6 protein-coding genes are annotated in these 6,309 nt (G+C 74.6%); 3 read left to right on the top strand and 3 right to left on the bottom strand.

Features of this window, described 5'->3' with window-relative positions:
• A partial coding sequence (locus BI06_RS51555; RefSeq protein WP_199523398.1) for a hypothetical protein occupies positions 1-206 on the bottom strand: 206 nt, incomplete at its 3' end.
• Positions 207-377: 171 nt separating this feature from the next.
• Here BI06_RS51555 and BI06_RS34225 point away from each other — a divergent pair.
• A complete protein-coding gene (locus BI06_RS34225) occupies positions 378-1,457 on the top strand; it encodes a DMT family transporter (RefSeq protein WP_078880020.1) in 1,080 nt (359 codons plus the stop codon).
• A gap of 79 nt (positions 1,458-1,536) precedes the next feature.
• Here BI06_RS34225 and lepB read toward each other — a convergent pair whose 3' ends face one another.
• Entirely contained in the window at positions 1,537-2,349 is an 813-nt protein-coding gene (gene lepB / locus BI06_RS34220) for a signal peptidase I (protein WP_051742557.1), read from the bottom strand.
• Between the two features lie 194 nt (positions 2,350-2,543).
• Positions 2,544-2,906, bottom strand: a complete 363-nt coding sequence (locus tag BI06_RS34215) for a chorismate mutase (RefSeq protein ID WP_030394177.1) — start codon at positions 2,904-2,906, stop codon at positions 2,544-2,546.
• A gap of 332 nt (positions 2,907-3,238) precedes the next feature.
• On the opposite strand from BI06_RS34215, the gene BI06_RS34210 reads away from it, so the two are divergent.
• Together BI06_RS34210 and BI06_RS34205 are read left to right on the top strand one after the other, a co-directional pair.
• A complete protein-coding gene (locus tag BI06_RS34210; RefSeq protein ID WP_030394178.1) occupies positions 3,239-3,667 on the top strand; it encodes an OsmC family protein in 429 nt (142 codons plus the stop codon).
• Between the two features lie 390 nt (positions 3,668-4,057).
• Positions 4,058-6,304 carry a bifunctional diguanylate cyclase/phosphodiesterase gene (locus BI06_RS34205; protein WP_233290401.1) on the top strand — a complete coding sequence of 749 codons (2,247 nt, stop codon included), beginning with the start codon at positions 4,058-4,060 and terminating at the stop codon, positions 6,302-6,304.
• Positions 6,305-6,309 lie beyond the last annotated feature (5 nt).

Below are 6,309 nucleotides of genomic sequence, written 5' to 3'. Positions count from 1 at the left end.
ACGGCACCGCAGCCGACCGGCGGCACCGGCGGGGCGACCAGCACCCCGACCCAGCCGACGACGCCGCAGCCGACCAGCCGGCCGACCAGGACCCCAGCACCCACCACCGCCCCGACCACCGGGCCGACCACGGCACCGCAGCCGACCGGCGGCACCGGCGGCACGGGCACCGGGTCCGGCGGCGGCACCGGGGCGGACGCGGGCACCGGGACCGGATCCGGCCAGTAACTGCGGCCAGTGGCTGCGGCCGCGGCGCCGGTCGGTAGCTGCCGACCGGCGCTGCGGTCGGTGGCGGGGGCTCACCCCCGGGTGATGTGCAGGACCGAATAACGAAATGACCCCTTACCGAATTGCGGTCCTACTGTCACAATTCGTCGGTGCACAGCTCGAAGCCCCCGCTCGGCCGCCCCTCGGGCCGGACCCTCGGTCTCACCCTCGCCCTCGTCTCCGCGATCGCCTTCGGCGGCTCCGGCACCGCGGCCAAACCACTGATCGAGGCCGGGCTGTCGCCCCTGCACGTGGTCTGGCTGCGGGTGACCGGCGCCGCCGTCGTCCTGCTGCCGCTGGCCTACCGCCACCGCGATGCCGTGCTGCGGCGGCCCGGCCTGCTGATCGGCTTCGGCCTGCTGGCCGTCGCGGGCGTGCAGGCCTGCTACTTCGCGGCCATCTCGCGGATCCCGGTCGGCGTCGCCCTCCTGATCGAGTACCTCGGCCCGCCGCTGCTCATCGGCTACGTCCGGTTCGTCCAGCGCCGGCCGATCAGCCGGGGCGCGGCGATCGGCGCCGGCGTCGCGGTCGCCGGACTCGCCTGCGTGGTCGAGGTGTGGAACGGGCTGAGCTTCGACCTGCTCGGCGTGCTGTTCGCCCTGGGCGCGGCCTGCTGCCAGGTCGGCTACTTCGTGCTCGCCGACGCCGGGAGCCGGGGCGACCGCCCCGTCGACCCGATCGCCGTCAGCGCGTACGGCCTGCTGATCGGCTCGGTCGTGCTCACCGCCTTCACCCGCCCCTGGCAGGCGGACTGGAGCAAGCTCGGCGGGGACGTGGTGATGAACGGGCACACCCTGCCCGCACTGCTGCCGGCCGCCTGGATGGTCCTGATCGCGACCGTGCTCGCCTATCTGACCGGCGTCGTCGCCGTCCGCCACCTGTCGCCGCCGGTCGCCGGTGTGGTGGCCAATCTGGAGGCGGTCGTGGCGACCGTGCTGGCCTGGGTCCTGCTCGGCGAGCACCTCGGCCTGCCGCAGGTGACCGGCGGTCTGCTGGTACTGGCCGGCGCCTTCGCGGCGCAGGCGAGCAAGCCCGTCGCCGTGGAGATCACGGGAACGGCGGGGACGACCGGCAGGGACGTGGAGGACGCGGGCCGCGCGGCGGTCCCGGCGGGCGCGACCGCGCTCGGCGAGCGGCTGGCACGGGCGGCCGGGGCCGAGGCGGGCGAGGCCCTGGAGAAGGAGCGGTAGCCGGGAGGAGCCACCGGCGCCCGGCGCAAGGCCGGGGTCGGGGGCCGGGGTCGGGGTCGGCTCCGTCTCCCCGGTCGGATCAGCGGCCGACCCAGCCGAACCAGTCGAGATGGCCGAGCGGCCACACCACGGCCGACACCGGACCGACCACGTTGTCCACCGGCACCGCGCCCCCGCCCGGGCCCCGCTGGTGGTACCGGGAGTCGGCGGAGTCGCTGCGGTGGTCGCCCTCGACCCAGACATGGCCCTGCGGCACCGTCACCGGGCCGAAGTCCAGACCGGCGCAGGAGTCGTCCCCGGGGTGGAGGTAGGGCTCGTCGACCTTGGCGCCGTCGACGGTCAGCGTGGTGCCCGCGCACTGCACGGTCTGCCCGCCCGTCGCGATCACCCGCTTGACCAGGTAGTTGTCGTCCTTCGGCGGCACCAGGCCGACGAAGGAGAGCGCCGAGCCCAGCGCGTCGGTCAGCGGGTTCCCGTCGGTCGCCTGCGGCGGCAGCCAGCCCCCCGGGTCCTTGAACACCACGGGCTGGCCCGGCTCGGGCTTCCAGCCGGTCAGCGGGGCGAGCTTGTTGACGCCGACCCGGTCGCCGATCCGCAGGGTGTTCTCCATCGAACCGGAGGGGATGGTGAACACCTGGAACAGACAGGTCTTGATCAGCAGCGCGACCACCAGGCCCACCGCCGCCATGGCCGGGATCTCGATCCACCACGGCCGCGGCCGGCGCCCCGGGCGGCCGTTCTTCGGCGAACCGTTCTTCGACGGCCTGCTCCGGCGGCCCTCGGCGGCCCGCCGTGCCCGCCGGGCCTCGGCCCGGCCCCCGACCGGGGCACCGGGGGCGGCGGCACCGGCCCCGGCGTCGCCGCCGTGCGTGTCCGGCAGGTTCACCGCCATCGTCGCTGCTCCACTCTCCGGCTGCGGGGGAACCCGCACGCTACGCCAATCGGGGATCCAGGCGAAATCGGGCTTTTACCCATGTCCGACATCCCCGGGCCCGCCGTCCGCCCGGGCCGGCGGTGACGGCGGCACCGGCCCGCGGCGACGGGCGGCACCGTCGGCCCGGGCGGCGGCGCGGGCCGGGTCGGCCGTCAGACGGCGTCGTTCCCGCCGGTCACGGTGTCGCTCGCGATGGCCTCGTGGTGGCGGATGACCTCGGCGATGATGAAGTTGAGGAACTTCTCGGCGAACACCGGGTCCAGGTGCGCGCCGGCGGCCAGCTCGCGCAGGCGCTTGATCTGGGCGCGCTCACGGGCCGGATCGGCCGGGGGGAGCTTGTGCTCGGCCTTGAGCCGGCCGACCCGCTGGGTCGCCTTGAAGCGCTCGGCCAGCATGTGGACCACCGCGGCGTCGATGTTGTCGATGCTCTCGCGCAGGCTGGTCAGCTCGGCCCGCACGGCGTCGTCGACCCCCTCGGGCAGTCCGGCATCGGGGGTCGTGGGGTGGTCCGTCATCGGGCAGGCTCCGCGGCTCTCTCGTCTTGCGCCCGGCCGTCCGGCGGCCGGGCCCGGGCCCGGGCAAATCTAACAGGGCGCCCGACGTCGGCCCGCACCATTTGGCCGATCGGTCCACGATATGGACGGCACACGGACCGACCGCCGGACGGCGCTCCGAGCTGCCCGGGCCCGCCCGCCGGAGGCCGCGCCCACCGGGGCGGCCGAGGGATTTTCGGACTCGTGAGACCGAGGCGCTACTTGTGGCAGGCCCCGGACCTGCACGTAGGCTGGGGCGCGGCAGGACCGGACGTGACGAACCAGCAGTTCCTCATTCGACGGAGGTACCGATCGTGGCAACCACTCGCACCGCGCGCACCGCTTGGGAAGGCAACCTGCTCGACGGCAAGGGCCAGGTGACGTTCGCGTCGTCCGGCATCGGCGAGTTCCCGGTGTCCTGGCCGGCCCGCGCCGAGACGCCGAACGGGCTGACCAGCCCGGAGGAGCTCATCGCGGCCGCGCACTCCGCCTGCTTCTCGATGGCGCTCTCGCACGGCCTGGCGGGCGCGGGCACCCCGCCCACCAAGCTCGACACCCAGGCCGATGTCACCTTCCAGCCGGGCACCGGCATCACCGGCATCCACCTCACCGTGACCGGTGAGGTGCCCGGGCTGGACGAGGCCGGTTTCGTGGCCGCCGCCCAGGACGCCAAGGCGAACTGCCCGGTGAGCCAGGCGCTGACGGGCACCACCATCACCCTCACGGCCAACCTGGCCGGCTGACCGTCCGGTCCTCCGCTCCTCCTGCTCCTCGGGCCCGATGGGGCGCGCGTTGGCGCTCCGCCGGGGCCCGAGGGCGCACTGCCGGAGCACGCGCCCCCGGTGCACATCATGTGATGTGTACCGGGGGCGTCCGCATGTATCGCCGCACTTGACCCCAAAGCCGACGAATCACCCTGGCGGCGGTCACCGCGCGTTGCCGTCGCGTCCTATGATCGGCCGCAGCACCCTGTTCCTCACGGTTCCTCAGGCGGGCTTCGGCCCGGCCCGCTCCGTCCCGAGCGTTCCGCCGCGCCGCCGCCCCAGGAGCCCCGGCAGGGTGCGGAGCCGGCCGCCGCAGTCGGGTGACCGGCCGGACCAGCGTCAAGCGTCAGCAGCGGACGGGAGCATGCCGTGCCGGGCCAGAACGAGGGGGCCGACGCTCACCACCCCGGCGTACGGCGCGAAGAGGCACGCGCGCACCACCGCCTCCCGCCGCCCGCCGGCAGCACCAACGGCACCGGCGCCACCATCGGCAACACGAACGGCACCGGCCCCGGCAGCACGAACGGCACCACGAACGGCACCGGCGTCGGCACCACCCAGGCCGTCCTGGACGGCGTGTCCGGCGGCGCCCTGCTCTGCCCGACCTGTGCGCGGCCGCTCGCCGACGACGCCCACCGGACGGCGGACGACACCCCCGGCACCAGGCCCGCACAGCCGGGACCGGCCACCGCCGAGGACGGGGACCCGCTGCTGGCCGCCCTGCGGGTGAGCGAGGCCCGGCTGCGGGCCGCCTTCTGGGACGCCGGTATCGGCATGGCCCTGATCGACCCCGAGGACCGGATCATCGAGGTCAACCCCGCCTTCGCCACGCTCACCGGCCGCACCGTCGGCGAACTGGCGCGGACCCACATCCACGAGATCTTCGACCCCGAGGGCATGCCGCACCGGCTCTTCCCGGCCCTCGTCCACGGCGAGCGCGACCGGCTCCGGGTCGAGAAGCAGCTCAAGCACCGCGAGGGCCGGACGGTCTGGAGCAAGGTGACCGTCTCGCTGATCCGGGACGCCTCGGGCGGGCCGCTCTACACACTCGCCCTGGTCGAGGACATCACCGAGCAGCGCCGGCTCGGCGACCGGCTGGAGTACCAGGCCCTGCACGACCCACTGACCCGCCTGCCCAACCGGACGTACTTCTTCGAACGCCTCGACGCGGCCTGCCTCACCGCCGACCGGTCGACGGCGCCCCCGCCGGCGCCCGCACCCCCGGACCCGGCCACCGGGGCCGAGGACGAGGGCGACGGCCCCCGGGTCGGCGTCTGCTACCTGGACCTCGACGGGTTCGCCGCGATCAACGAGACGCTCGGCCACCACATCGGCGACCAGTTGCTGATCGCCGTGGCCACCCGGCTGCGGCGCGGCTTCACCGCGCACGGCACCCAGCTGGTGGCGCGGATGGGCGGTGACGAGTTCGCCGTCCTGGTGACCGACAGCCGGGGCAGCGACCAGCTGACCGACCTGGCCACCCGGATCCTCGAAGCCCTGGAGCGCCCCTTCGACGTGGCCGGCCACCGCCTGGTGGTCACCGCCAGTGTCGGCGTCGTCGAGCGCTCCGTGCAGGAGACCACCCCCACCGACCTGGTCAAGGACGCCGACGCCACCCTGTACTGGTCCAAGGCCGACGGCCGGGCCCGGTGGACCCTCTACGACCCCGACCGGGGCGCCCACCAGCTGACCCGCCAGCTGCTCGCGACCGCGCTGCGCCCGGCGCTGGAGCGCGGCGAGTTCACCATCGAGTACCAGCCGCTGGTCGGCCTCGCCGACGGTGCCGTGCACGGCGCCGAAGCCCTGGTCAGATGGCGCCACCCCCGCTACGGGACGCTCTCGCCGGACCGCTTCATTCCCCTCGCCGAGGAGTCCGGGGCGATCGTGCCGCTGGGCAAGTGGGTGCTGGAGGAGTCCTGCCGGCAGGCACGGCGCTGGCTCACCGAGTTCCCCGAGACCGAGACCTTCGTGAGCGTCAATCTGGCCGCCCGCCAGATCTGGGACTCCGACGTGGTCGCCGATGTCGCCCAGGCCCTCGAACGCACCGGACTGCCGGCCCGGCTGCTGCAGCTGGAGATCACCGAGAGCGCGCTGCTCGGCCCCGGCGGACGCCCGCTCCAGGCGCTCCAGGCGCTCGCCGACATGGGCGTCCGGATCGCGATCGACGACTTCGGGACGGGCTACTCGAACCTCGCGTACCTCTCCCGGCTCCCGGTGCACGTACTGAAGCTGGACGGCACCTTCATCGAGGGCTTCCGCGACCCCTCCCCGACCGGCTCCCGGGCGGAGATGCCCGGGTTCGGCGCGCGGCGCAGCGACGCGGACGAGCAGATCGTCGGCGCGATGGTGCAGCTGGCCCACACCCTCGGTCTGACCGTGACCGCCGAGGGCATCGAGAGCGCCGCCCAGGCCGAACGGCTGCGGCTCACCGGCTGCGACACCGCCCAGGGCTGGTACTTCGCCCGCCCCGGCGAGGCGGAGCTCGTCGCGGCGATACTCCGCGACAACCGGGACGGGCGGGACCGCCAGGACAGCGGGGACAGCCGGGACGGGCAGGACGGGCAGGACGGGCGTGAGGGCCGCGAGGGACAGGACGGCCGCGAGGCCCGGGGCTGACGCCG

The sequence above is a fragment of the Kitasatospora sp. MBT66 genome (assembly GCF_000710405.2).
In the GTDB taxonomy this organism is placed as follows: Bacteria; Actinomycetota; Actinomycetes; order Streptomycetales; family Streptomycetaceae; genus Kitasatospora; species Kitasatospora purpeofusca.
Note: the sequence above shows the minus strand (reverse complement) of the source record. Positions and strands in the feature narration are given on the sequence as shown.

Coding starts and splice junctions, on each gene's coding strand:
- lepB (WP_051742557.1), bottom strand. CDS start 2,349: ATGGCGGTGAACCTGCCGGACACGCACGGCGGCGACGCCGGGGCCGGT.
- BI06_RS34215 (WP_030394177.1), bottom strand. CDS start 2,906: ATGACGGACCACCCCACGACCCCCGATGCCGGACTGCCCGAGGGGGTC.